General features: G+C 56.7%; 20 protein-coding genes and 1 pseudogene. 17 read left to right on the top strand and 4 right to left on the bottom strand.

Annotated elements, in window-relative coordinates:
- The first annotated feature begins 625 nt into the window (after positions 1-625).
- The 3 genes and pseudogenes from ACSZPU_RS04005 (at position 626) to ACSZPU_RS03995 (ending at position 3241) form a co-directional block, all read left to right on the top strand.
- Positions 626-955 (top strand): collagen-like triple helix repeat-containing protein, encoded by a 330-nt coding sequence (locus tag ACSZPU_RS04005; RefSeq protein WP_498995711.1) that lies wholly within the window; start codon positions 626-628, stop codon positions 953-955.
- Entirely contained in the window at positions 933-1427 is a 495-nt protein-coding gene (locus ACSZPU_RS04000) for a collagen-like triple helix repeat-containing protein (protein ID WP_498995709.1), read from the top strand. The genes ACSZPU_RS04005 and ACSZPU_RS04000 overlap by 23 nt, the downstream gene beginning before the upstream one ends.
- A gap of 95 nt (positions 1428-1522) precedes the next feature.
- A pseudogene (locus ACSZPU_RS03995) lies at positions 1523-3241 on the top strand (ShlB/FhaC/HecB family hemolysin secretion/activation protein).
- Here ACSZPU_RS03995 and ACSZPU_RS03990 read toward each other — a convergent pair.
- Together ACSZPU_RS03990 and yiaJ are read right to left on the bottom strand one after the other, a co-directional pair.
- The gene (locus ACSZPU_RS03990; RefSeq protein WP_498995707.1) at positions 3233-3706 is read right to left on the bottom strand and encodes a 4Fe-4S dicluster domain-containing protein; all 474 of its coding nucleotides are present in this window, start codon (positions 3704-3706) and stop codon (positions 3233-3235) included. The pseudogene ACSZPU_RS03995 and the gene ACSZPU_RS03990 overlap by 9 nt on opposite strands.
- Before the next feature lie 123 nt (positions 3707-3829).
- Positions 3830-4645, bottom strand: coding sequence for an IclR family transcriptional regulator YiaJ (gene yiaJ, locus ACSZPU_RS03985; RefSeq protein ID WP_498995704.1), 816 nt, complete (start codon positions 4643-4645; stop codon positions 3830-3832).
- Between the two features lie 223 nt (positions 4646-4868).
- Between yiaJ and ACSZPU_RS03980 the strand changes: the two genes are divergently transcribed.
- The 12 genes from ACSZPU_RS03980 to araD all read left to right on the top strand — a co-directional run bounded on the left by ACSZPU_RS03980 (position 4869) and on the right by araD (position 17177).
- Positions 4869-6389, top strand: coding sequence for a sugar ABC transporter ATP-binding protein (locus tag ACSZPU_RS03980; protein WP_498995702.1), 1521 nt, complete (start codon positions 4869-4871; stop codon positions 6387-6389).
- A gap of 13 nt (positions 6390-6402) precedes the next feature.
- Entirely contained in the window at positions 6403-7473 is a 1071-nt protein-coding gene (locus ACSZPU_RS03975; RefSeq protein ID WP_498995700.1) for an ABC transporter permease, read from the top strand.
- A 63-nt stretch (positions 7474-7536) separates the two neighbouring features.
- Positions 7537-8604 (top strand): ABC transporter substrate-binding protein, encoded by a 1068-nt coding sequence (locus ACSZPU_RS03970; protein ID WP_498995718.1) that lies wholly within the window; start codon positions 7537-7539, stop codon positions 8602-8604.
- A 1-nt stretch (position 8605) separates the two neighbouring features.
- Positions 8606-9469 (top strand): SMP-30/gluconolactonase/LRE family protein, encoded by an 864-nt coding sequence (locus ACSZPU_RS03965; protein ID WP_498995698.1) that lies wholly within the window; start codon positions 8606-8608, stop codon positions 9467-9469.
- A gap of 111 nt (positions 9470-9580) precedes the next feature.
- Positions 9581-10579 (top strand): 3-dehydro-L-gulonate 2-dehydrogenase, encoded by a 999-nt coding sequence (gene yiaK, locus ACSZPU_RS03960; RefSeq protein WP_498995696.1) that lies wholly within the window; start codon positions 9581-9583, stop codon positions 10577-10579.
- A gap of 11 nt (positions 10580-10590) precedes the next feature.
- Positions 10591-11058 carry a NanQ anomerase/TabA/YiaL family protein gene (locus ACSZPU_RS03955; protein ID WP_498995695.1) on the top strand — a complete coding sequence of 156 codons (468 nt, stop codon included), beginning with the start codon at positions 10591-10593 and terminating at the stop codon, positions 11056-11058.
- 45 nt (positions 11059-11103) lie between these two features.
- A complete protein-coding gene (locus ACSZPU_RS03950) occupies positions 11104-12039 on the top strand; it encodes a DUF4862 family protein (RefSeq protein ID WP_498995693.1) in 936 nt (311 codons plus the stop codon).
- A 53-nt stretch (positions 12040-12092) separates the two neighbouring features.
- Positions 12093-13415: an MFS transporter gene (locus tag ACSZPU_RS03945; RefSeq protein ID WP_498995691.1), complete on the top strand. Its 1323-nt coding sequence runs from the start codon at positions 12093-12095 to the stop codon at positions 13413-13415.
- A 54-nt stretch (positions 13416-13469) separates the two neighbouring features.
- Positions 13470-14975 carry an FGGY-family carbohydrate kinase gene (locus ACSZPU_RS03940; RefSeq protein WP_498995688.1) on the top strand — a complete coding sequence of 502 codons (1506 nt, stop codon included), beginning with the start codon at positions 13470-13472 and terminating at the stop codon, positions 14973-14975.
- Positions 14972-15625, top strand: coding sequence for a 3-keto-L-gulonate-6-phosphate decarboxylase UlaD (ulaD, locus tag ACSZPU_RS03935; protein WP_498995686.1), 654 nt, complete (start codon positions 14972-14974; stop codon positions 15623-15625). The genes ACSZPU_RS03940 and ulaD overlap by 4 nt, the downstream gene beginning before the upstream one ends.
- A gap of 2 nt (positions 15626-15627) precedes the next feature.
- Complete coding sequence (locus tag ACSZPU_RS03930; protein WP_498995684.1) at positions 15628-16488, top strand: L-ribulose-5-phosphate 3-epimerase; 861 nt, start codon at positions 15628-15630, stop codon at positions 16486-16488.
- A complete protein-coding gene (araD, locus tag ACSZPU_RS03925) occupies positions 16482-17177 on the top strand; it encodes an L-ribulose-5-phosphate 4-epimerase (protein WP_498995681.1) in 696 nt (231 codons plus the stop codon). The genes ACSZPU_RS03930 and araD overlap by 7 nt, the downstream gene beginning before the upstream one ends.
- A gap of 20 nt (positions 17178-17197) precedes the next feature.
- Here the strand turns inward: araD and ACSZPU_RS03920 are convergent, their stop codons facing one another.
- On the bottom strand, positions 17198-18016 hold the full coding sequence (locus tag ACSZPU_RS03920; protein WP_498995678.1) for an AraC family transcriptional regulator: 819 nt from the start codon (positions 18014-18016) through the stop codon (positions 17198-17200).
- Positions 18017-18279: 263 nt separating this feature from the next.
- Here ACSZPU_RS03920 and ACSZPU_RS03915 point away from each other — a divergent pair, with 263 nt between their 5' ends.
- Both ACSZPU_RS03915 and ACSZPU_RS03910 read left to right on the top strand, forming a co-directional pair.
- Positions 18280-19680, top strand: a complete 1401-nt coding sequence (locus tag ACSZPU_RS03915; RefSeq protein WP_498995675.1) for an MFS transporter — start codon at positions 18280-18282, stop codon at positions 19678-19680.
- Positions 19667-21640: a glycoside hydrolase family 127 protein gene (locus ACSZPU_RS03910; RefSeq protein WP_498995716.1), complete on the top strand. Its 1974-nt coding sequence runs from the start codon at positions 19667-19669 to the stop codon at positions 21638-21640. The genes ACSZPU_RS03915 and ACSZPU_RS03910 overlap by 14 nt, the downstream gene beginning before the upstream one ends.
- A 91-nt stretch (positions 21641-21731) precedes the next feature.
- Here the strand turns inward: ACSZPU_RS03910 and dbpA are convergent, their stop codons facing one another.
- The gene (dbpA, locus tag ACSZPU_RS03905; protein WP_498995672.1) at positions 21732-23105 is read right to left on the bottom strand and encodes an ATP-dependent RNA helicase DbpA; all 1374 of its coding nucleotides are present in this window, start codon (positions 23103-23105) and stop codon (positions 21732-21734) included.
- Positions 23106-23115: the final 10 nt, after the last annotated feature.

The raw sequence follows: 23115 nt of genomic DNA, 5'->3' as shown, positions 1-23115 counted from the left end.
GATTCAGGCAACCGTCTGTGGTGTTTGCAGAGCTAAGATTGGCGGCTTAGCGTTGCACTTCGGAGTTGAATCCGCCTACCTCATTAACCATTAAGCACGACTAACATGTTAAATTTAAATATAACAAACTGATTTAAATAACAAAAATAAATAACCAAAAATCTCAAATTAGGAATAATCATATTTTCGCGCTTATTTGTAAATAATTACCACCATTCAGAAACGAGTATTAAAAAGCCACATACACTGATTATTACGCCGAGCGGCGTTTTATTTCAGAGGGTCTTACCATGGCTAAAATTAACGTTAGCCACCTCAGCACAATCGCGGTGGCAGTAATTCTTGCATTCTCCTTATCGGCTTGTAGCGGAAGTAGTGGTGGATCGCTTTCCAAAGCGAAAGATCAGCAAACACAGGCTCAGATGGACAAACAGCGGGTAATGGAAGCGATGGCTCAGGCAGCGGTTCTGGTAGCGGCTCGGGTACAGATAATGGCGGTACCAGTGGAACAGAAGGAACAGGCAGCGGCTCCACGGCCTCTAACGCCGCGGTTAACAGCGTCGTTAGCGATGTTGGCAGTACCGTATCCAGCGCCGGAAACACCCTAGACAGTCTGGGCAGCCAGTTGCCGAGCAGCAATCCCGTCACCTCTACCGTTGCCACCACCGTCAGTGGCCTGGGCACGGTACTCAATACCGCAGGGACAGGTGTGAGCACTGGCATCGGGGATTCGAGCAATCCTAATGGTGTCGGCACCACGGTTCAGGGCGTAACCTCGTCGGTCACGGCCTTAGGCAACACCGTGTCAAGCGTCGGGACTAACCTGGCAAGCTCAACCTCCACCAGCGGTCTGGCTCCGGTAACTAACCTTGCCGGGACTATCGTTGACAGAACGGGACAAGTGGTGAGCAGCACGGGGAGTTCGTTAACCAATGCGGTGGTGTCACCGGGTTGACCACCGGGCCACGACGTTGGTGAACAACACCACCGGTGGCGTGAGCAAATTGACCCAGGGCGTGGGCACAACAACCGGACTGGGCACACCGGTCAACAACCTGCTGACCACCGTGGGTAACGGCGTAAGTGGTGTAGGCAGCAATGTCAGCGCCTCGAACCCGAACCTGGTCGGCGTAGGCCAGGTAGTACAAACCGTAGGCCAGACGGTGACCGATGTGGGCGGTCTGGTGAAACCGGTGTCCACCTCAACGGGTAGCGGCACCACCGCCAGCAACGGCGGGATTTCCGCTGGGGCAACGGTAGATGCCAATAAATCCGGGTTACTCGCCAACGTCGGAGCGACGGTGAACACCCTGACCGCAGACGTTAACGCCTCCGTCACCAATACCGCATCTAACACCAGTGGAACCACGACCAACCCGCTCGGGGGATTGACCGGCGCCGTTGGCAACATACTGAAAAAAAATTAAGCGTTCCTTTTGTGCCCCCTCACGGGGGCACCTCTTCACAGCATGCGTTACCCCCCTTCTCTGTAGGGTGAGATAAACATAAAAGGGACTGAGCAATGAAACTGCCGCTATGTTTTGCGCTGTTTTGCACCAGCGTACTGACACTTGCCCGGGCGGATACGCTTCCGTCGATAGTGGACCCTGCGAACCCGTCGAAAGCCTCACGCACGATTCAGGAACCCGATACCCGCCCCGCGCCTGAACCCAAAGTGACGGTCAGCAAACCCGATAGCAAACTCACCCCCGATACCCCCGTGCTGGTCAAACATATCCAGTTTGTGGGTGGGACAGTTTACCCTTTGAAATCGCTACTGATCCCTTTTCGCCCCTATGCAGACAAAACGGTACCGCTGAAAACCATTATCGGCCTGACCAATGACATCACAGCCCGCTATCGCGCTGACGGCTACCCGCTCTCTTACGCCTGGCTGCCGGACGACAACTTTCATGACGGCACGATAAAAATCATCCTCGTGGAAGGCTATGTGGCCCGCAGCGAAATCAACAGCAACAACGCCAATATCGCCGCACGCCTGAAACGTCTGGCGGAAAAAATCATGGCCGCGAAGCCGCTGGCGCAGGATATCTTTGACCGCTATAGCCAGCTGATGACGCGCACACCCGGTACCAAAGTGGATGTGAACGCACAGCTGCCGAAGAATATCTACGGTGCGGCGGTAATGGACGTCAACGCCGTACAGCCTCACATATGGGATATCTAGTCTACGCTCGATACGCGCCGGGGACAGGATCTGGCACTGGTCAGCGCCTCCCTGAGCAACCTGACCAGCTATGGCGATCAGCTCGGGGTGGCGACCTTTATCCCTCTCGGCGATGGGAAGGAGAAGGACTATTTCGGCCTGAACTATCAACAATTTCTGAACGATGAAGGGCTGAATCTGCAGCTTAAGGGCAGCTTTTATCGCGACGATCCGAAAAGCTATGACCCGCTGCTGTTCCTGCCCAACGGCATTGCAGTTGATGCCCGGCAAAAAACCACTCAATACAACGGCGGGGCGACGCTGAGCTATCCGCTGCTGCTGACACGCAAGAAACAGATCAACCTGTATAGCGGCATCGACTATACCGACAGGCGTAACGACTACAGCCTGCAGGCGCGCGGCTTTGGCCAAACTCTGGCCCTGCCGGAGCAACACCAACGCACGCGCTATCCGGCGCTGGAGTTCGGCATCAACGGCTATCGGGAATTTGATAAAACGAGCCTGAGCGGCAGCGTTTCTATGCGTAAAGGGCTGGATGCGTTAGGCGCAAACGCCTCGCCCGCCCAGGGAACCGATATTGATTTCACCCGCTGGAAAAGCACCCTCGATGGGGCGTGGATGATAACGGAAAAATGGCGGCTCTCCAGCTCGCTTGAAGGCGACTGGTCAGATAACGATTTCCCCGAGGCAGAGCGTGTGAGTTTTGGTGCCCAGCGTTTTGGTCGCGGCTATCAGGATGGCGAAGCGCAGGGGGATTATGGCTATGGCGGCCAGGTGGAACTGCGCTACCTGCACGCCCGCAAAGATGGCCAGTGGCTGGCAACCATCCAGCCTTACGTTCTGGCCGACACCGCACGCACCTGGTTTAACCAGCCGGGATATCGCCACCAGCGTTTAAGTTCCGTCGCGGCGGGGGTGATGTTCGGCGACAATCGCCACTACAGCCTGACGCTGGAAGCCGCGCGCCCCACGGGCGATATCCCGGCGGATACGCACTCGCGCGACTGGCGTTACAGCATGACGGTAACCTGGAACTTCAACAGCTTACGCTAAATGACTGTTGAGACGGTTTTGCCGCAGCGTGATCGGGTCAATGCAGTTTAAGGCGTTGGTCGGGCAGGCTTCCACGCAGGCAGGGCCGGTTTCCCGGTGCAGGCACAGATCGCATTTTTGCGCCTGCACCCGGTCGTTTTCCATCGTTACCTGCATAGCGCCAAACGGACAAGCCAGCATGCAGCTCTTACAGCCGATGCACAGGGCCTGTTCCACATACACCGCGCCATTAACCCGGCTGATGGCGCCTACCGGGCAGACATTGGAACAAGGGGCGTCTTCGCAGTGACGGCAGGTGACCGCCGTGGAAAAAGAGCCGGTTTTTACCACGCGAATACGCGCGGTGAAGGCTTTCGGGGAGATTGACGAGCAGTCCTGATCCTGCTGGTGCGAGACCACACAGGCGACTTCACAGGTACGACAGCCAATACATTTGGTCGAATCCGCAAGAATAAAACGGTTCATTCTCCACACCCCTGATACAGAAAAAGTCCGTTCAGAGTGCCAGAGAATGAACCGTCTTCGCTTTGATCCCAACAGGGAAAGCGGACAGATCGTTCATCTGCCTAAGCACATCTGGCGTAATGCCTACAGCCGCAACGTAAAGCCCAGCTCGTTAGAGATCGCTTCCGCCGTATCGCGCAGCGGTTTGAGCAGGTTTTTTTCGCCAATCTGTTTTAAGCGCGACGTTGAGAGCGAAATCGAGATGGCGTAAGGCACCCGGTGATGAATATCAAACACCGGTACGGCGATACAGGAGACGCCCAGCTCATTCTCTTCTCTGTCCATCGCCATGCTGCTTTCACGAATTTGCGCCAGTTCGTCATACATCGCGGGCAGGCCGGTAATGGTGTTACGCGTCAGCGGCTGAATCTGCTCGTGATGCGTATCCCAGTACTCTTTCACATACTCCTGCTGACCAAAGGCCATGTAGATTTTGCCCATCGCCGAGCAGTACAGCGGCATATGCTGACCAATGTAGGCACGCGTACGCAGCATGCCGGTCGTCGGTTCCAGCTTATAAATCAAAATGGCGTGGTCATCTTCGCGGCTGGAGAAGTTGATGGTTTCCCCGGTCGCCAGGTTCAACGCTTCCAGATGCGGCGCGGCAACGTGAATAATGTTCAGCGACGTCAGGGCTTTTTGGCCGACGGCGATGAATTTTGTGGTTAAGCGGTAGCTCCCGGCGGCAGGCGCGGGGGTAACGTAGCCACAGGATTGCAGCCCCTGCAGTAATCGGTGCACGGTACTCTTGTTCAACCCCGCCAGTTCTGACAAATGCGCCAGCGGACAACCGTTCGGGTAATTACTCAATATCTCAATCAACATCAAGCCGCGAAACAAGCTCTGGCTTCCTGCCGGCCTCTCTTTCTCCTGCGTGTTTTCACTCTCTTTCGTGTTCATCGCTTCCGCTCTCCATTTTGTGGCGACCTGATGGTAGCGCAAAGTGTGTTTCACTTCACGATCTGAACAGAAATTTTGTAATTTATTGATTTTATTAAATTTCAAAAATATATGCAGCAATTGATTTGTTAAAACATGATCGTTATATTTGAAATCAGATTTCGCATAGTGAAATTTACAGGTCGCACAACGTTCTCTTTCCCTCGGCGGGAGGTCATCTTAAATGGCAGAAGCAGCAGTGTTATCTCCGTTGTTATCCATGCGCCATATCGTGAAGCGCTTTGGGGGAAATGTGGCGGTCAACAACGTCAGCCTGGATATCTATCCGGGTAAAGTTGTGGCGCTGCTGGGGGAGAACGGTGCGGGCAAATCAACGCTGATTAAGGTGCTGGCTGGCGTCTATTCCCGCGACGGCGGCGAAATCCTGTTTCGCGGCAAACCTGTTGAATCCGCTGCGGCGCTGCGCCAGGGCAACGAGCAACCTATCGCCTTTATTCATCAGGATTTAGGCCTGGTGGAGTGGATGACCGTAGCCGAGAACATGGCGCTGGTGATGGGTTTCCCCCGTCGCCTTGGGCTGATTGACTGGGCGGCGACCCGCCGTCAGGCGCAAAAAGCGCTGGAAGACATCGGCATTCAGCTCGACCCGGACGATCGCGTGTTTGATCTCTCTCGCACTGAAAAATCGCTGCTGGCGATTGCCCGCGCGGTGGCGGTCGATGCCTCGGTACTGGTGCTGGATGAACCCACCGCCTCGCTGCCCGCTGACGACGTGCGTCATCTGTTTAGGGTGATGAATATCCTGCGGGAAAAACAAGTCGGCATGATTTACATCACCCACCGTCTGGACGAGGTGATGGAGATGGCCGATTCCGTCTGCGCCATGCGCGATGGTTGCTACGCGGGCGGTGGCGATATTGGTCATTACAACTTGCGTGGTCTGGTGGAGTTGATCGTGGGCGAAAGCCTGCGCGACGACCAGCGCCAGGCCTTACCCACTGCCGATGCGCCGGTGCTGTTAAAGATGGACAGCGTCAAAGTGGGCGATACCGGCCCGGTCTCCTTCGAACTGCATGCCGGTGAGATGGTGGCACTGGCAGGCCTGCGCGGTGCCGGTCAGGAAGAGATTGGACGTTTGCTGTTTGCCTGCCGGACGCAGGAGAGCGGGCAAATAACCTTAAATGGCGTGCCGTTTACCGCGACAACACCAGGGGAGGCGATGTCTGCGGGCGTCTCTTTTGTCGCAGGCGACCGTCTTCATGAAAGTCTGATTCCGGGCATGATGGTGCGTGAAAACCTGTTTATGAACCCGTGTAAACACGGTCACGCCCCGCTGTCCCGTTACAACGAAAAAAGCGAAGCGCCGTTGAGCTGGCAGAAAATCCACCAGTTCGATGTCCGGCCAGCGCAAATCAACATTGAAATCAGCGCGTTGTCAGGCGGCAACCAACAAAAAGTCGTAATGGCACGCTGGCTTTCACTGAATGCTCCACTGCTTATTCTGGAAGATCCCTCCGCCGGGGTGGATGTCGGCGCACGCGCGGAGATCTACGACCTGCTCAATCAGGCGCTGCAAAACGGCGTCGCCATTCTGGTGATATCCAATGACCTGGAAGAGGTGGCGCACATCTGCAACCGGGCACTGGTGTTTAACCGTGGGCAGATTGTCGGCGAGCTTCTCAACCAGGATGTCACGTTCGCCAGGTTGCTCGAGCTGGCGTCCGGCAGCGGCACAATACATTAAGTCGGAGTGCGTTATGGCTAAAACATCAATGAAATCGACGGCCCTCGAATCACGCGTATCGCTTCATGAACACGGTGCCGCCGCCTGGCTTGGACAATTGACCACCCGTTACGGCCTGCCTGTAATCTGCGTGGTACTGGTAATTGTTTTCTCGCTGACAACGCCCTCATTTGCGTCGCTACTCACCCTACAGGCCATTCTCGACAGTAAATCGAAAATCGCCCTGCTGGCGCTGGCGGCTACCATCCCAATGATCGTCGGCAAAATCGACCTGAACGTCGGTTTCGGTATCGTGCTCTGGCACATCCTCGCCATTACGTTACAGGTGGAATATGGGTTTTCATGGCCCGTCGCCGTGGCGATTGTGCTGGTGCTCTCCGCACTTTACGGCCTGCTGAACGGCATTCTGGTGGCGCTGGCGGATATCGACAGCTTCGTCGCCACCCTCGGCTCCGGCACCGTGCTGTACGCCATCGCACTCTGGCACTCGGGCGGGCGGCAAATCGTTGGTGACTTACCGGATGCCTTTATCGCCCTGCACCACTCCGATCTGTTCGGCATTCCGGTGGTGGCCTTCTATGTGCTGTTTGCCGCCGTCGTGCTGTGGATTATCACCGAACATACCCCGATTGGCCGCTGCATGTACGCGGTGGGGGGCAACCCGGTTGCCGCCGCGCTCAACGGAATTGCCGTTAACCGCTACACCATCGGCGCGTTTATCGCATCCAGCACCTTAACCGGCTTTACCGGGGTGATTATCGCGGCGGAACAAGGGGTTGGACAGGCCAGCGTCGGGATGGATTATTTGCTACCCGCGCTGGTGGGCGCGTTCCTTGGCAGCACCACTATCCGTCCAGGGCGTGTGAATGTCTGGGGCACCGTGGTCGGGATTGCGGTTCTGGCGATCGGTATCGCCGGGATTCAGCAGTTCGGCGGCGCGTTCTGGGTCGAACCGCTGTTTAACGGTGCGACGCTGCTGTTGTCGATTACCCTGGCCGGTTATGCACAGCGCCGCCGGGCATTAAATAAAAAACTGGTGCAACGGGCACAAACGCCAGCACCGGGCTCCTCTGTTACCCAATGACTCTCGCGTAAGGAACTGAAAATGTATAACAAAATAGTTCAATGCTGTCTGGCTGCCGGGTTGATGATGGCAAGCGGTTTCGCCCTGGCCGACGATACCTTTGTTCAGCAGGCGCAGGCAGCGATTGCCAAAGCGACCGCGCCGGTCACCGTGTGGGACGGCCCAACGCAGGGCCCGGCGTTGCAGCCGAATAAAAAGATCATCTTCATCGCGTCAGACATGAAAAACGGCGGCGTGCTGGGAGTGAAAGAAGGGCTGGAAGAAGCGGCGAAAACCGCGGGCTGGCAGCTCGACGTGCTGGACGGTGCAGGCTCGGTGAAAGACCAACTGGCGGCACTGAACCAGGCGATTGCCCGTAAACCGGACGGCATCGTGATTGGCGGCTGGAACCCGAACGTCGCCAAAATCCCGCTGAAAAAAGCGGTGAAAGAGGGCATCGTGCTGACCGCATGGCACGCCGTTCCGGCACCAGGTCCGGTTCCGGCTTACAACATTTTCTACAACGTGACCTCGGACTCTAACGAAGTGTCCCGCATGGCCGCGCTGTACGCCGTGGCGAAATCCAACGGCACCGCTAAGGTGCTGATTTTCACCGACTCGCTCTATCAAATTGCGCTGGATAAAGCCAATGCGATGAAGAAAGTGATTGAGCAGTGCAGCGGCTGCCAGGTGGTGGAATTTATCGACACGCCGCTGGCTGATACCTCCAACCGCATGCCGGGCATGACCTACAGCCTGATGCAGAAATATGGCGACAAATTCGAATACTCGCTGGCGATTAATGACCTGTACTTCGACTTTATGGCTCCAGCCCTGCAAACCGCGGGCAAAGGCAGCGGCGACAAACCGCCGTACAATATCTCCGCAGGCGACGGCTCAGTAACCGCCTACCAGCGCGTACGCGACGGCAAAGCGCAGGTTGCTACCGTTCCGGAACCGCTGAAACTGCACGGCTGGCAGTTGCTCGATGAGTTCAACCGCGCCTTCGCCGGTAAACAACCTTCTGGCTACGTCACCCCGGCACATCTGGTGACCAAAGAGAACATCAGCGCCGACGGTGGCCAAAACAACGAATTCGACCCGGGCAACCAGTATCGCGATCACTACAAAGCCATCTGGGGAGTGAAGTGAGATGTTAGCCGCCGCGGGAAGTTTCGAACGCCTGTGTTCTCCGGCCATCTGGGCGGAAGGCCCGGTCTGGCTAGCAGAACAGCAAAGCGTGATTTTCAGCGATGTGAAGGGCAACAAAATGTACCGCTGGAATGCGCAGAGCGGGGTGAGCGTGTTTCGCGCCGAGTCCCACTTTGCCAACGGCAACGCGCTGGATAATGAAGGGCGTTTGTTGACCTGCGAACATGGTCGACGCGGTATCAGCCGGACGGATAAGCAAGGCAATCACACCTTGCTGGTGGATAAAGTCGACGGGCTGCGCTTCAACTCACCGAATGATATTGCGGTACGTCAGGACGGGTCGATTTGGTTCACCGATCCGCCCTACGGCATCGTCGGTGACGAAGAGGGCTATCGCGCGGCAAGCCAGGTGATCGGCTGCTACGTCTACCGTTTCGATGAAGCCGGTAATCGGGCCACCATCGCCATCAGCGATACCCAGCGCCCCAACGGGCTGGCCTTCTCGCCGGATGATAAATGGCTGTACGTGGCGGATATGTCGATTATCGATTTTCCGGGCCAGGGTCGCCGGGAAATTCGCGCCTACCGTCTCGACGGCGATAGCGCGGTATTTTCCCACGTGGTCACCCAGGTTGCGCCGGGTATTCCGGACGGATTCTGCGTTGACGATGCGGGTAATATTTTCTGCAGCTGTGAGATCGGGATTTTGATTTTCTCACCGCAGGGGACGCTGCTGGAAACTATTCCGGTCCCTGAGCGGGTTTCTAATTGCACATTTGGCGGTCCCGACGGGAATACGCTGTTTATTACCGCGACCACGTCGCTTTACCGGGTCACCATCGCCCCATCCCGTATTCAGGGATAACAGGAATAAAACCGAAAGCGCACCGGCCCTGCCGGCGCGTTTTCACAACCCAACATAATTTTGTGGAACGAGATTCCACTATGTAAAACGAAGATGTAATGGAGAAAGCGTATGTTATTGAGTTTTTCTGACCTTAAAACCGAGTTTAACCGTGTCCTGCTGGCGCGCGGTGTGGCGGCAGAAACCGCCGATGCCTGTGCGGAAATGTTTGCCCGCACCACCGAGTCAGGGGTCTATTCACACGGCGTAAACCGTTTCCCGCGCTTTATCCAGCAACTGGAAAATGGCGACATCATCCCGGAAGCGCTGCCAAAACGCATCACCTCGCTGGGCGCGATTGAACAGTGGGATGCTCAGCGTTCTATCGGCAACCTGACCGCCAAAAAGATGATGGACCGCGCGATTGAGCTGGCTTCCGACCACGGTATCGGCCTGGTGGCGGTGCGTAACGCGAACCACTGGATGCGCGGCGGTAGCTACGGCTGGCAGGCAGCGGAGAAAGGCTACATCGGTATTTGCTGGACCAACTCCATCGCCGTGATGCCGCCGTGGGGTGCGAAAGAGTGCCGTATCGGGACCAACCCGCTGATCGTGGCCATTCCGTCCACGCCGATCACCATGGTGGATATGTCCATGTCGATGTTCTCCTACGGCATGCTGGAAGTGAACCGCCTGGCGGGTCGTCAGTTACCGGTTGACGGTGGCTTCGATGACGAAGGCAACCTGACCAAAGACCCGGCACCGATTGAGAAAAACCGCCGCATTCTGCCGATGGGCTACTGGAAAGGGTCTGGCCTCTCCATCGTGCTGGATATGATCGCCACCCTGCTGTCCGATGGCTCTTCCGTTGCCGCCGTGACCGAAGACAACAGCGACGAGTTCAACATTTCGCAGGTCTTTATCGCCATCGAAGTGGACAAACTGATCGACGGTGCCACCCGTGACGCCAAGCTGCAACGCATCATGGACTACATCACCACCGCCGAACGCGCGGATAAAAATGCCCCTGTCCGTCTGCCGGGCCATGAATTCACGCGTCTGCTGGAAGAAAACCGCCGTAACGGGATCACCGTTGACGACAGCGTATGGGCGAAAATTAAGGCGCTGTAAGGATTATCATCATGATTTATGGACATATTTCTCAACCCAACGCCTGCCGGTATCCGGCAGCGATTGAAAAGGCACTGGAATTCCTGCGCACCACGGATTTCAGCAAGCTGGAGCCGGGCGTGGTGGTAATTGAGGGGCGCACCATTTACGCGCAGATCCTCGATCTGACCACTCGCCCTCACGATGAGCTGCGCCCGGAAGTACATCGCCGTTATCTGGATATTCAATTTTTATATTCCGGCGAAGAACAAATCGGTGTCGCCATCGATACCGGTAATAACGTGGTGAGCGAAGAATTACTCGAGCAGCGCGATATTATTTTCTATCACGACAGTGAAAACGAATCGCTGATTGAAATGGTGCCGGGTAATTACGCCATATTTTTCCCGCAGGATGTTCACCGTCCTGCCTGTAATAAACACCGGGAAACAGCGATCAGGAAAATAGTGGTTAAAGTTGCGGTTTCCGCATTGAATTAATCCGTTGTTTATTTATCGGCATCCGATAAATAAGAGGAGCGAAACATGAAAACAAATGACGCCGGTTATATTGTCGGCGCGTACCCCTGTGCGCCTTCCTTTCACCAGAAAAGCGAACAGGAAGAAAAGGAATTCTGGCGTTTACTCGCGGATACGCCGCACATTCGCGGCCTGGAGCAGCCGTGCCACGAGAACCTGCATGCTTATGGCGATGAGTGGCTGTTCCAGCACACGCCGGGCGAATGGCAGATTGTGGTCACCGCGATCCCGGAGACCATGCGTCGTCGCAGTAGCGGCAATGTGGCGTTCGGTCTGGCTTCCAGCGATGAAGAGCAACGTCGGGCATGCGTCGAATTCCATCGTCATTTGCTGAATAAAATCAATGCAGTAAACCAGCGTTTCACCAACAAGGTGATTTCTCTGGAGCTGCAGGCTGCACCACTGGGCGGTAACGCTGATGTGGCACAGGCAACCGATGCATTTGCCCGTTCCATCAAAGAAATCGCCAGTTGGGACTGGTCATGCTCGCTCGTACTGGAACACTGCGATGCCATGAACCAACCCGCCCCGCGCAAAGGCTTCCTGCCGCTGGAAAACGTGCTGGAAACCCTCGCCGGTTACGATATCGACGTGTGCATTAACTGGGCGCGTTCAGCGATTGAAGGGCGTAACACCACCCTGCCGCTGGCACACACCCTGGCGGTCAACGCCGCAGGGAAACTGGGGGCGCTGATGTTCTCCGGCACCGCCACCTCAGGTCCCTACGGTGAATGGACCGACCTGCACACGCCATTCGCCCCGTTCTGCCCGGAAAGCCTGCTCACGGCGGAAAGAGCGAAAGAACTATTTAGTGTGGCTAACACAGCAAAATTACAGTTTGCCGGTATTAAGTTACTGGAAATTGATGCTAATGCTGATGCGAATCATCGCATAGCCATATTACGCGATGGCATTAACGCGTTAAACATAGCCAGACAATAAATATAAAGCGTCAATTTAATCGCAAGGCCAGTTACTTTTAACGAGAGATTAATATGAACACTTCCTCTTACGCTACACCTGCGGATATTCCGCGCCAACGCTGGTTAAGAATTATTCCCCCTATTCTTATCGCGTGTATTATTTCTTATATGGACCGCGTGAATATCGCCTTTGCCATGCCTGGCGGTATGGATCAGGAATTAGGCATTACCGCCACTATGGCCGGTTTGGCCGGCGGTATTTTCTTCCTCGGCTACCTCTTCTTGCAGGTGCCAGGCGGCAAAATTGCCGTGCACGGCAGCGGTAAGAAATTCATCGGCTGGTCTTTGGTGGCATGGGCGGTGATTTCCGTGCTCACCGGGCTTGTCACCAACCACTACCAACTGCTGGCCCTGCGCTTCCTGCTCGGTGTGGCGGAAGGCGGCATGCTGCCGGTGGTGCTCACCATGATCAGTAACTGGTTCCCGGATGCTGAACGTGGTCGTGCCAACGCCATTGTCATCATGTTCGTGCCGATTGCCGGGATCATCACCGCCCCGCTCTCCGGCTGGATCATCACCGCCCTCGACTGGCGCTGGCTGTTCATCATCGAAGGTCTGCTGTCACTGGTCGTTCTGGTGCTGTGGTCGCTGACTGTTTATGACCGTCCTCAGGAAGCCCGCTGGATTTCAGAGGCGGAGAAGAAATATCTGGTGGAGACCCTGGCCGCCGAACAGCGCGCCATCGCCGGTAAAAAAACCGTGGTCAATGCTTCCCTGGGCGCGGTACTGTCTGACCGCACCATGTGGCAGTTGATCGCCCTGAACTTCTTCTATCAGACCGGGATTTACGGTTACACCCTGTGGCTGCCAACCATCCTCAAAGAGTTGACCCACACCAGCATGGGCCAGGTCGGGATGCTCGCCATTCTGCCGTACGTCGGCGCGATTGCCGGGATGTTCCTGTTCTCTTCTCTGTCTGACCGTACCGGCAAACGCAAACTGTTCGTCTCCCTGCCGTTGATTGGCTTTGCCACCTGCATGTTCCTCTCCGTGGTGCTCAAAGAGAATGTCTGGCTCTCCTATACCGCGCTGGTCGGCTGCGGGTTCTTCCTGCAATCCGCAGCAGGCGTGTTCTGGACCATTCCGGCACGTTTGTTCAGTGCGGAAATGGCCGGTGGTGCACGCGGTGTGATTAACGCCCTGGGCAACCTGGGCGGCTTCTGTGGCCCGTATGCGGTGGGCGTGCTGATCACCCTGTACAGCAAAGATGCGGGCGTTTACTGCCTGGCGATTTCGCTGGCGATTGCCGCGCTGATGGCGCTGCTGCTGCCTGCGAAGTGTGATGCCAAAGCGTCGTCTGTTGGTGCAGTTAGCGGTGCCAAACGAGCGGTCTGATGCCCTCACCCCAACCCTCTCCCACAGGGAGAGGGTGTATATCAGGAAAAAAAGATGAGTGAAAAAGAGACCTTCTGGCTGGGTATCGATTGTGGCGGTACTTATCTGAAAGCAGGACTGTACAACAGCCAGGGTAAAGAATTTGCCATTGAACGCCAGTCCGTACGCACTCTCAGCCCGCATCCCGGCTGGGCAGAGCGCGACATGGCAGAACTGTGGCAGCACTGTGCGGCGACCATCTCCCGCCTGCTGCAGCGTACCCAGGTTTTGGGGACGCAAATCAAAGGTATCGGCATTTCCGCTCAGGGCAAGGGACTGTTTTTACTGGATAAAAACGACAATCCGCTGGGCACAGCCATGCTCTCCTCCGATCGCCGCGCGATGGAGATCGTTAAGCGCTGGCAGCAGGATGGCATTCCGCAAAAACTCTACCCGTTAACGCGCCAGACCCTGTGGACCGGACACCCGGCCTCGCTGCTGCGCTGGGTGAAAGAGAACGAGCCTCAGCGTTACACGCAAATTGGCTGCGTGATGATGGGCCACGACTACCTGCGCTGGTGTCTCACCGGTGTGAAGGGGTGTGAAGAGAGCAATATTTCCGAATCGAATTTCTACCATATGACCACCGGGCAGTATGACCCCTGCCTGACGCAATGGCTGGGCATTAGCGAGATAGACGCCGCATTGCCGCCAATTGTGGGTTCAGCCGAGATCAGCGGGGAAATCACCGCTCAGGCAGCCGCCATTACCGGTCTCGCAGCGGGAACTCCCGTTGTGGGCGGTCTGTTTGATGTGGTTTCCACCGCGATTTGCGCCGGTCTGGAAGACGAATACACGCTCAATGCCGTAATGGGTACCTGGGCAGTGACCAGCGGTATCGCCAAAGGGCTGCGCGACAACGAAGCGCACCCGTACGTGTATGGCCGCTACGTCAATGATGGCGAGTACATCGTGCACGAAGCCAGCCCGACCTCTTCCGGCAACCTGGAATGGCTGACCACCCAGTGGGGCGACATCAGCTTTGACGACATTAACCAGCTCGTTGAAAGCCTGCCGAAAGCCACCAGCGACGTCTTCTTCCTGCCTTTCCTGTACGGCAGCAACGCCGGGCTGGAGATGACCAGCGGTTTCTACGGCATGCAGGCGCTGCATACCCGCGCACATCTGTTGCAGGCGGTCTACGAAGGGGTGGTGTTCAGCCATATGACCCACCTCAACCGGATGCGCGAACGCTTTACCGACGTCCGCGCTCTGCGTGTGACCGGTGGCCCAGCCCATTCACGCGTGTGGATGCAGATGCTGGCAGATGTCAGCGGACTGCCCGTTGAGCTGCCGCAGGTGGAAGAGACCGGCTGTTTTGGCGCAGCCATTGCCGCGCTGGTTGGCACCGGTGTCTACCAGAACTTTAGCGACGCCCAGCAGACGCTCAGCTACGAGATGCACACCCTGACGCCGGACATGAACGCCCATGCGGCGTACCAGCGCAAATATCACCGTTACCAAATTTTAATTGAAGCACTTCAGGGCTTCCACGCCCGTATTAAGGAGCACTCTTTATGAGCCGACCATTACTGCAGCTGGCACTCGACCACACCAGCCTTGCCGCCGCCCAACGCGACGTTGCGTTATTACAGGACCACGTCGACATCGTGGAAGCAGGCACCATTCTGTGCCTGAGCGAAGGTCTTAACGCCGTTCGCGCTCTGCGCGCCCAGTGCCCGGAGAAAATCATCGTTGCCGACTGGAAAGTGGCTGACGCAGGCGAAACTCTGGCCCAGCAGGCGCTGGAAGCGGGTGCGAACTGGATGACCATTATCTGTGCCGCACCGCTCGCGACTATCGAAAAAGGCCATGCCGTTGCCGCCGCGCGCGGGGGTGAAATTCAGATTGAGCTGTTTGGTAACTGGACCTTCGACGATGCACGCGACTGGTACAACACCGGCGTGCGTCAGGCGATTTATCACCGTGGTCGTGACGCCCAGGCGAGCGGCCAGCAGTGGGGCGAAGTGGACATGGCGCGCATGAAAGCGCTGTCCGACATCGGCCTGGAGCTCTCCATTACCGGCGGTATCACACCAGCCGATTTGCCGCTGTTTAAAGACATTAACGTGAAGGCCTTTATTGCCGGACGCGCCCTTTCCGGTGCCACCAACCCGCAGCAGGTCGCCGAAGAATTCCACGCCCGCATCCACGACATCTGGGGAGCGTAACCATGCGCAACCATCCGTTAGGTATTTATGAAAAAGCGTTACCGAAAGACTTATCCTGGCCGGAGCGTCTGGTTCTGGCTAAAAGCTGCGGATTCGACTTCGTGGAAATGTCCGTCGACGAAACCGACGAACGCCTCTCGCGACTCGAATGGACCACTGCCCAGCGCGCCTCGCTAGTGGAAGCGATGCTGGAAACCAATTTGTCGATTCCGTCGATGTGCCTTTCCGCCCATCGCCGCTTCCCGTTCGGCAGCCGCGATGAAGCGGTGCGTGAGCGCGCCCGCGACATCATGACCAAAGCCATTAAGCTGGCGCGCGATTTGGGTATTCGCACCATTCAGCTCGCCGGTTACGACGTGTATTACGAAGAGCATGACGCAGGCACCCAGCAGCGCTTCGCCGAAGGACTGGCGTGGGCCGTTGAGCAGGCAGCAGGGGCGCAAGTAATGCTGGCGGTGGAGATCATGGACACCGCGTTTATGAACTCCATCACCAAGTGGAAGAAGTGGGACGAGATGCTCGCCTCGCCGTGGTTCACCGTCTACCCGGACGTGGGCAACCTCAGCGCCTGGGGCAACGACGTCCCGGCGGAGCTGGCACTCGGCATCGACCGTATCGCCGCCATCCATCTGAAAGATACCCAGCCCGTGACCGAAACCAGCCCAGGCCAGTTCCGTGACGTGCCGTTTGGTGAAGGGTGTGTCGATTTCGTCAATGTGTTCAGGACGTTACAAGATCTGAATTATCACGGCGCATTTCTCATTGAGATGTGGACCGAAAAAGCCAAAGAGCCGGTGCTGGAAATCATCCAGGCCCGTCGCTGGATTGAAGCCCGTATGCAGGAAGGAGGATTCGCATGTTAGAACAACTGAAAGCCGAGGTACTGGCGGCAAACCTGGCGCTGCCTGCTCACGGACTGGTGACCTTCACCTGGGGTAACGTCAGCGCGGTCGATGAGACCCGCAAACTGATGGTGATTAAACCGTCCGGCGTGGAGTACGACGTGATGAAAGCCGAGGATATGGTAGTGGTGGATATCGCCACGGGCAAAGTGGTCGACGGCAACAAAAAGCCCTCTTCCGATACGCCGACGCACCTGGCGCTGTATCGTCGCTTCCCGGAAATCGGTGGCATTGTCCACACCCACTCCCGTCACGCCACCATCTGGTCACAGGCCGGGTTGGATCTGCCCGCCTGGGGGACGACGCATGCGGATTACTTCTACGGTACCATCCCGTGCACACGCCTGATGACCGCTGAGGAGATCAACGGCGAGTACGAGTACGAAACCGGTGAAGTGATCATCAAGACCTTTGAAGAACGCGATCTCAACCCGATGCAGGTTCCGGCGGTGCTGGTGCACTCCCACGGCCCGTTTGCCTGGGGTAAAAACGCGCATGACGCGGTGCACAATGCGGTGGTACTGGAAGAGTGCGCCTATATGGGCCTGTTCTCCCGCCAACTGTCGCCACAGCTGCCGGATATGCAGTCTGAACTGTTGGATAAACACTATCTGCGTAAACACGGGGCGAATGCCTATTACGGGCAGTAGTCCTCTGCGGTCTGATGCCCTCACCCCGAATTAATATGCTCCTTACAATACCGCCGCTTCCACGCGGCGGGCGTAATGCCGGTGTGTTTGCGGAAAATCCGCCGAAAATAGCCCACATCCTGAAACCCGCATTGCTCCGCCACCTCTTTTAGCGACAGCGAATCGCTAATCAGCAGCTTTTCTGCCCCCCGCACCCGCTGGCGGTGAATGGCTTCGGTCAGCGTCAGGCGAAATGCCCGGCGGTAAACGCGCCCTAAATAGTCCACGTTGCAGTACAGTTCTTTCGCCAGCGTCGAGGCTGAAATGGGCAGGTGAAAGTGGGTGCCAATCATCTGGCGGGCTTTCCACGCCAGCGCAATCCCGGGGTTATCCGCCGCCCGCTCACTCAAGGCCGATGCCGATATTTGTTGCAGAATCAGCAGTAAAATACATTCCAGCGCCACGCTACGATGCACATTTTCCTGTTCATTTAAGAATTGTCTAAACAGACCGGTCATATATTGCGGATCGTTTAATACCGTATGTTGTGGCAACATTAATACTGTGTTTTGCCCTGTTTTTTCTGACGTAGCCGTTAATTCAAAATGCAGCCAGTAGAATTTAAGATCCGCCGGAAATTCCCCCACACCAACATGACGTCGTTGCGGCCAGAGTAAAAGACTTTCCCCCGCATTGACCGTAAAGAGTGTCTCTTCTTCACGAATCGCTAATGTCCCTTTTTCGACGAAAATAACTTCCCAGGAATGCAGGGTACGTGACGGATGGCTGCCCACGCCGCGCGAGATAAATAAGCCGCCATTTTGTACCCGGATCGGAAATGTCATGGATAATTCGAGCATAAATATGTCAATTCTCGCTACAAGAGAACAATAACACCGCACCTTGCTTATGATTATTAACGAAATATAAGTCACATGCCGGATCGAAATCACACTTTGCGCATCAGGTCGGAATTGTCACCTTTTTGTGCTTTTCCCTTCCCTTGTTGTGTGCTGAATTCGATGCAAAATAAATAACGTACTTTGCAAACTACACAACAAAACTCGCAATAAGCGGGTTAGCTCTGGATATAGAAACTCCGAATATACGTGAGGCGTTTTCCATGACTTCAACATTAATTTCCAATACCGATTCGGCGCAAAAGGCGCTGGACGATAAATTATCCGTACGTGAAAAAATCGGCTATGGGCTGGGCGATGCAGGCGGAACGGTAATTACCTGTCTGATCATGAATTTCCTGACCTTTTTTTATACCGATATTTTTGGCTTAACCCCGGCGCTGGTCGGTACGCTGTTTATGGCATTACGCGTTTTCGATGCCATATCCGATCCGGTGATGGGGATCATCGCCGACCGCACCCAAAGTCGCTGGGGCCGTTTTCGTCCGTGGCAGCTGTGGATTGCCCTGCCTATCGGCATTATCGGCGTGCTGACCTTTACCGTCCCCGATGCCAGCATGAACGTGAAAATCGCCTGGGCATTTGGGACTTACCTTTTGCTTTCGGTCGGTTACACCGCCATCAACGTGCCCTACTGCGCGCTGATCAATACGATGACCACACGTCATAGCGAAGTGATCTCCTGCCAGTCCTGGCGCTTTGTACTGTGCGGCGTGGCGGGCTTTTTGGTGTCGGTCGGCCTGCCGTGGCTGGTCTCGTCGCTGGGTAAAGGCAATGCCGCGCACGGCTATCAGCTCGGCGTAGGCGTACTGTGCGCCATCGCCGTGGTGATGTTCCTGTGCTGTTTCTTCTGGGTACGTGAACGGGTGCCGCTGGCAGCCATGGGGAAATTCACCCTGCGTGAGCATATGGCGGGGCTGCGCAAAAACGACCAGCTGTTACTGATGCTGCTGATGTCCTTCCTGCTGATCAATATGTTCAACATTCGCGGCGGCGGCTACATGTACTTCATCACCTATGTGCTGGAAGGCAGCACCGGCTATACCTCGCTGTTTTTCACCATGGTGACCTTTGCCTCGATTCTCGGTTCGGTGCTGGTTAACCCGCTGTCGAAACGGCTCGATACGGTGAAATTCTATTACTACACCAACCTGGTGCTGGCAGCTCTGTCGGTGATGATGTGGTTTCTGCCGACCGGCCCAGCGTATCAGACCCTGTGGCTGGCGGTGATTCTGGGCAACGGCGTGATCCTCGGCTTTACCCTGCCGCTGCACTTCTCGCTGATGGCCTTCGCCGATGACTACGGCGAGTGGAAAACCGGCGTGCGTTCGTCCGGCATGAACTTCGCCTTCAACCTCTTCTGTATCAAGCTCGCATGGGCGTCCAGCGCCGTCATCATCAGCCTGGTGTTTGTTTTCGTCGCCTATCAGCCGGGCGCGGGAAACCAAACGCCCGCATCGTTACAAGGCATCACGACAATGGAGACGCTGCTGCCCGCCCTGTTCCATCTGCTGCTGGCGTTCTCCATCCGCGCCTGCAAGCTCAATAATCCAATGATGGCGCGCATTGCCACCGATCTGCGTCAGCGTCATGTTCAGTCTTAAGGAGTCTGTAATGGAAGTCGATCTGCACAAACTGAAAGTCAGCGATTCGTTCCTCGGCCAGTACCAACAGCTGGTGCGCGATGTAGTTATCCCCTACCAGTGGGATGCGCTGAATGACCGGATTGCCGAGGCCGACCCCAGCCATGCGATTGAAAACTTTCGTATCGCCGCCGGGCTGCAGGAAGGGGCGTTTTACGGCATGGTCTTTCAGGATAGCGATGTCGCCAAGTGGCTGGAAGCCGTAGCCTGGTCGCTGTGTCAAAAGCCGGACGCCGAGCTGGAAAAAACCGCCGATGAGGTGATTGAACTGGTTGCCGCCGCCCAGTGCGAAGACGGTTATCTCAATACCTACTTCACGGTGAAAGCGCCGCAGGAGCGCTGGACCAACCTGGCCGAATGCCATGAGTTGTATTGCGCCGGGCATATGATTGAAGCGGGCGTGGCGTACTTCCAGGGTACCGGCAAGCGCCGCCTGCTCGATGCCGTCTGCCGCCTGGCGGACCATATCGATAGCGTATTTGGCCCAGGCGTTAATCAGCTGCACGGCTACCCCGGCCACCCGGAAATCGAACTGGCTTTGATGCGCCTGTACGAAGTGACGCAGGAGCCGCGCTATATGGCGCTGGTGAACTATTTTGTCGAACAACGCGGGACGCAGCCGCATTTCTACGATGAAGAGTACGAAAAACGCGGCAGAACATCGCACTGGAACACCTATGGCCCGGCGTGGATGGTCAAAGACAAAGCCTACAGCCAGGCGCATCAGCCGTTGGCCGAACAGCAGACCGCCATCGGCCACGCGGTACGCTTCGTCTACCTGATGACCGGTGTGGCCCATCTTGCGCGCTTAAGTCAGGACGAAGGCAAGCGCCAGGACTGCCTGCGACTGTGGCACAACATGGCCCAGCGCCAGTTGTACATTACCGGCGGCATCGGCTCGCAGAGCAGCGGCGAGGCGTTCAGCAGCGATTACGATCTGCCGAACGATACCGTCTATGCCGAGAGCTGTGCCTCGATTGGCCTGATGATGTTTGCCCGCCGGATGCTGGAGATGGAAGCCGACAGCCAGTACGCCGACGTCATGGAGCGCGCGTTGTACAACACGGTGCTCGGCGGGATGGCGCTGGACGGGAAACACTTCTTCTATGTTAACCCGCTGGAAGTGCATCCGAAGTCACTGAAATTCAATCATATCTACGACCACGTGAAGCCCGTTCGTCAGCGCTGGTTTGGCTGCGCCTGCTGCCCGCCCAATATCGCCCGCGTGCTGACCTCACTCGGCCATTACCTCTACACGCCGCGCGAGGATGCGCTGTATATCAACCTGTATGTCGGCAATAGCGTGGAAATCCCGGTGGGTGACCAGGCGCTGCGCCTGCGGATAAGCGGCAACTATCCGTGGCAGGAGCAGGTCACCATTTCCATCGATTCGCCGCAACCGCTAGACCACACGCTGGCGCTGCGTCTGCCGGACTGGTGCGATAATCCGCAGGTTTCACTGAACGGTGTGGACGTCGTGAAAGACATCCGCAAAGGTTATTTGCACATTCCGCACCGCTGGCAGGAGGGCGATATCCTCACGCTGACGCTGCCCATGCCAGTACGCCGGGTCTACGGCAACCCGCTGCTGCGCCACGTTGCAGGCAAAGTGGCCATTCAACGTGGTCCGCTGGTCTATTGCCTGGAGCAGGCGGATAACGGGGAAGAGTTGCATAACCTGTGGCTCTCACCGCAGGCGACCTTCACCGTCTTTGAGGGCAAGGGGATTTTCGCCCACAAAATGCTGATTCAGGCGCCCGGCTATAAGCAAACGGCGGCGGATGCGGGTCAACAGGCGCTGTGGAGTTACGACAACACGCCCGCACAACGCCAGGCGCAGACGCTGACCTTTATTCCGTGGTTCTCCTGGGCGAACCGTGGCGAAGGAGAGATGCGGATTTGGGTTAACGAGGAAAGGTAAGGCGAAACGACAGGGATTGGGATGTCCCGGATGCGCTGCGCTTATCCGGGCTACCGCCATGTTGTCGCCCCGCTACCGGGGATGCCGGGTTTTATTTAAGCAGACGAACCCGGCAGGCTTTGCCTTTGATTTTGCCCTGCTGGAGCTGCTTCCAGGCCTGGTTTGCCACGGACTGGCGCACGGCAACATAGGCATGCATCGGGTGCATATCGATCTTGCCGATATCTGCTCCATCCAGCCCAATATCACCGGTCAGTGCGCCCAGAATATAGCCCGGGCGCATTTTGGCTTTCTTGCCGCCATCAATGCACAGCGTCGCCATTTCTGCTTCCAGCGGCTTGATGTTGTTGCTGATAACCGGGGATTGCCAGTCGAGCGAAATAGCCAGCATCTCGCCGAGAATCGCCGCACGCTGGGCTTCTTCCGGCGCACACAGGCTAAGCACCATGCCGCTCTGCCCGGCACGGGCGGTACGGCCAATGCGGTGTACGTGCACTTCCGGGTCCCAGGACAGCTCGTAGTTGATCACCATTTCCAGCGCTTTGATGTCCAACCCGCGCGCGGCGACGTCGGTGGCCACCAGCACTCGGCTGCTGCCGTTGGCAAAGCGCACCAGCGTCTGGTCGCGGTCACGTTGTTCCATGTCGCCGTGCAGCGCCAGCGCGCTCTGGTTACGCTCATTCAGGGCATCGCACACTTCCTGGCAATCTTTTTTGGTGTTACAGAACACCACGCAGGAGGCCGGCTGATGCTTGCTTAACAGGCTCAGCAGCAGCGGAATTTTTTCCCGGCGCGAGACTTCGTAGAAATGCTGTTCTACCGCTGGTAAGGCGTCGACCGAGTCGATTTCGATGGTCTGCGGGTCGCGCTGGAAGCGGGTGCTGATGGCCGCAATCGCCGCAGGCCACGTGGCGGAAAAGAGCAGCGTCTGGCGGCGTTCTGGCGCGTGGCGCAAAATCGCGTCGATGGCGTCGCTAAAGCCCATATCGAGCATGCGATCGGCTTCGTCCAGCACCAGCGTTTTCAGGGCGTCCAGGCTGACGGTAGCTTTTTCCAGATGATCCAGCAGGCGGCCCGGCGTGGCGACGATGATATGCGGCGCATGCTGGAGCGAATCACGCTGTGCGCCAAACGGCACGCCGCCACACAGGGTCAGAATTTTAATATTCGGCAGGTAACGGGCCAGACGGCGGAGTTCTTTAGCGACCTGATCGGCCAGCTCACGCGTCGGGCATAACACCAGAGATTGGGTCACAAACTGGCTGGCATCGATGTGCTGCAGCAAGCCTAAGCCAAAGGCGGCGGTTTTGCCGCTGCCGGTCTGCGCCTGTACGCGTACGTCTTTGCCTTCAAGGATCGCCGGCAATGCCGTCGCCTGGACCGGGGTCATGGAGTGATAACCCAGCTCATCAAGGTTGGCGAGGAGTTCAGCGGGCAAAGCATTTAAAGTTGAAAAGGCGGTCACGGTGTTATCT

This window comes from Phytobacter sp. V69 (genome assembly GCF_965644215.1).
In the GTDB taxonomy this organism is placed as follows: Bacteria; Pseudomonadota; Gammaproteobacteria; order Enterobacterales; family Enterobacteriaceae; genus Phytobacter.
Note: the sequence above shows the minus strand (reverse complement) of the source record. Positions and strands in the feature narration are given on the sequence as shown.

Excerpts from the sequence above, each read along its gene's own strand:
- ACSZPU_RS04000 (WP_498995709.1), top strand. The coding sequence starts at position 933 with ATGCGGTGGTGTCACCGGGTTGACCACCGGGCCACGACGTTGGTGAAC.
- ACSZPU_RS03990 (WP_498995707.1), bottom strand. The coding sequence starts at position 3,706 with ATGAACCGTTTTATTCTTGCGGATTCGACCAAATGTATTGGCTGTCGT.
- yiaJ (WP_498995704.1), bottom strand. The coding sequence starts at position 4,645 with ATGAACACGAAAGAGAGTGAAAACACGCAGGAGAAAGAGAGGCCGGCA.
- ACSZPU_RS03980 (WP_498995702.1), top strand. The coding sequence starts at position 4,869 with ATGGCAGAAGCAGCAGTGTTATCTCCGTTGTTATCCATGCGCCATATC.
- ACSZPU_RS03975 (WP_498995700.1), top strand. The coding sequence starts at position 6,403 with ATGGCTAAAACATCAATGAAATCGACGGCCCTCGAATCACGCGTATCG.
- ACSZPU_RS03970 (WP_498995718.1), top strand. The coding sequence starts at position 7,537 with ATGATGGCAAGCGGTTTCGCCCTGGCCGACGATACCTTTGTTCAGCAG.
- ACSZPU_RS03965 (WP_498995698.1), top strand. The coding sequence starts at position 8,606 with ATGTTAGCCGCCGCGGGAAGTTTCGAACGCCTGTGTTCTCCGGCCATC.
- yiaK (WP_498995696.1), top strand. The coding sequence starts at position 9,581 with ATGTTATTGAGTTTTTCTGACCTTAAAACCGAGTTTAACCGTGTCCTG.
- ACSZPU_RS03955 (WP_498995695.1), top strand. The coding sequence starts at position 10,591 with ATGATTTATGGACATATTTCTCAACCCAACGCCTGCCGGTATCCGGCA.
- ACSZPU_RS03950 (WP_498995693.1), top strand. The coding sequence starts at position 11,104 with ATGAAAACAAATGACGCCGGTTATATTGTCGGCGCGTACCCCTGTGCG.
- ACSZPU_RS03945 (WP_498995691.1), top strand. The coding sequence starts at position 12,093 with ATGAACACTTCCTCTTACGCTACACCTGCGGATATTCCGCGCCAACGC.
- ACSZPU_RS03940 (WP_498995688.1), top strand. The coding sequence starts at position 13,470 with ATGAGTGAAAAAGAGACCTTCTGGCTGGGTATCGATTGTGGCGGTACT.
- ulaD (WP_498995686.1), top strand. The coding sequence starts at position 14,972 with ATGAGCCGACCATTACTGCAGCTGGCACTCGACCACACCAGCCTTGCC.
- ACSZPU_RS03930 (WP_498995684.1), top strand. The coding sequence starts at position 15,628 with ATGCGCAACCATCCGTTAGGTATTTATGAAAAAGCGTTACCGAAAGAC.
- araD (WP_498995681.1), top strand. The coding sequence starts at position 16,482 with ATGTTAGAACAACTGAAAGCCGAGGTACTGGCGGCAAACCTGGCGCTG.
- ACSZPU_RS03920 (WP_498995678.1), bottom strand. The coding sequence starts at position 18,016 with ATGCTCGAATTATCCATGACATTTCCGATCCGGGTACAAAATGGCGGC.
- ACSZPU_RS03915 (WP_498995675.1), top strand. The coding sequence starts at position 18,280 with ATGACTTCAACATTAATTTCCAATACCGATTCGGCGCAAAAGGCGCTG.
- ACSZPU_RS03910 (WP_498995716.1), top strand. The coding sequence starts at position 19,667 with ATGTTCAGTCTTAAGGAGTCTGTAATGGAAGTCGATCTGCACAAACTG.